Origin of the sequence: Adlercreutzia equolifaciens (assembly GCF_029076695.1) — a bacterium.
Lineage (GTDB): Bacteria > Actinomycetota > Coriobacteriia > Coriobacteriales > Eggerthellaceae > Adlercreutzia > Adlercreutzia equolifaciens_A.
Window position 1 is genome coordinate 1,049,144 of the sequence record NZ_JARFIK010000002.1, and the last position, 1,389, is coordinate 1,050,532.

General features: G+C 64.5%; 2 protein-coding genes. Both read right to left on the reverse strand.

What is annotated here, in order from left to right; all coding sequences use genetic code 11:
• Window positions 1-22: 22 nt before the first annotated feature.
• A complete protein-coding gene (locus tag PZH32_RS10205) occupies window positions 23-352 on the reverse strand; it encodes an AzlD domain-containing protein (protein ID WP_275207999.1) in 330 nt (109 codons plus the stop codon).
• Window positions 349-1,161, reverse strand: a complete 813-nt coding sequence (locus PZH32_RS10210) for an AzlC family ABC transporter permease (RefSeq protein WP_275208000.1) — start codon at window positions 1,159-1,161, stop codon at window positions 349-351. The genes PZH32_RS10205 and PZH32_RS10210 overlap by 4 nt, the downstream gene beginning before the upstream one ends.
• Between the last annotated feature and the right edge of the window lie 228 nt (window positions 1,162-1,389).

Here is a 1,389-nt window from a genome sequence, read left to right on the forward strand (position 1 = left end):
GTACCGCCACGTTGCCGCGACGTCAAACGGCGAAGAACGCCAGCAGTGCGTACACCGCCACGCCGGCGATGGCCGTCCACAGAAGCGACTTCGTCTTGACTGCCACCAGGGCCGAGGCCACGGCCGCCACGAGCGGAATACCCGCTGGCCAAATACCGTTGTCGAACATGCCGGGATTCAGCAGGTCGTTGGCTACCAGGGCCGCAAAGGCCGCCGGCGGAATGAAGCCCAGGGCGCGCTCCAAGTTCTCGGGCAGCGATTTGCCCTTGAGCAGAAACAGCGGAATGATGCGGCAGGCCCACATGGCCAGCACGCAACCCACGAGCACGATCCAGAACTCGTCCCAGCTCATCGGCCCTCCCCCTCTCCCCGAGGATCGGCAGCCTTTGAGTCCGGCGCTCCAAGAGCATCCTGCTCCCCCTGGGGACGCGCATCCGGCGCGTCGCCTTCACCGCCCGCAACGGCCACCGCCGGCGCCTTCTTGCGCTGCAGCGCGGAGAACAGCATGGCGCAGGCCACGCCGGCCACCGCCCCCACCAAGATGGCCAGCCCCGAAAGGCCCAGGCTCTTGCAGACGAACACGCCCACCATGGCCACCACCATGGCCACAATGTTGGCCGACGTGAAGCGCTGCGTGACCAGCAGGCAGATGAAAATAGCCGTCATGGCGAAGGCCGCGATGCTCACGGGGATATCTACCACCGAGCCCACGGCGCAGCCCACCACGTTCGACAAGGCCCAAGAGCTTTGGGAGAAGAGGTTCACCATAAGGGCACGGTCCACCGACCAGCGGCCCTCGGCAAAACGGGCCGTATTCACCCCATAGGACTCGTCGGTAACCGTCGCGGCGAACAACAGCGCCAACCAGCGGGGGCACTGGGCGCACTCCGGTGCAAAAGAGGCGGCATAGAGCATCTGGCGCGTGTTAACCAGCGAGACGCTGGCGGTGATGGAGGCCACCGACGACCCCGCCAGGAACATGTTGGGAATCATGAACTGGCCGGCGCCGGAGTACAGCAAGAGCGACAGCAGAAACACCTGAAGCGGATTGAGCCCGATGGTGTTGCCCAGAATGCCGCAGGGAAGCCCAATGGCCACATAGCCCAGCATAATGGGCACCGCCGCGGAAAACGCCGAAAGTATGTGCTCACGAGAAAACATGCGCCCCATTATAGCCAATCCGCCCAGCCCCACCAAAGCTTTTCGGCGGCCGATTTGCACGGGTAGGAATATTTTCAGCCACCGAGTCGTTCGTGACTTTAGAGGCCCTTACGACACGGGGCCGACAGCTTTCGCCATCGGCCCCGTGCGCCTTACATGTACGGCGGAGGTGCAAGCACCCCGCCTCTCACGGGACCCGGCCGCGTGCCGGGTCCCGCAGGCTTCTTG

What these genes read in the sequence shown, in the direction of transcription:
- PZH32_RS10205 (WP_275207999.1), bottom strand. Translation starts at nt 352, where the DNA reads ATGAGCTGGGACGAGTTCTGGATCGTGCTCGTGGGTTGCGTGCTGGCC.
- PZH32_RS10210 (WP_275208000.1), bottom strand. Translation starts at nt 1,161, where the DNA reads ATGTTTTCTCGTGAGCACATACTTTCGGCGTTTTCCGCGGCGGTGCCC.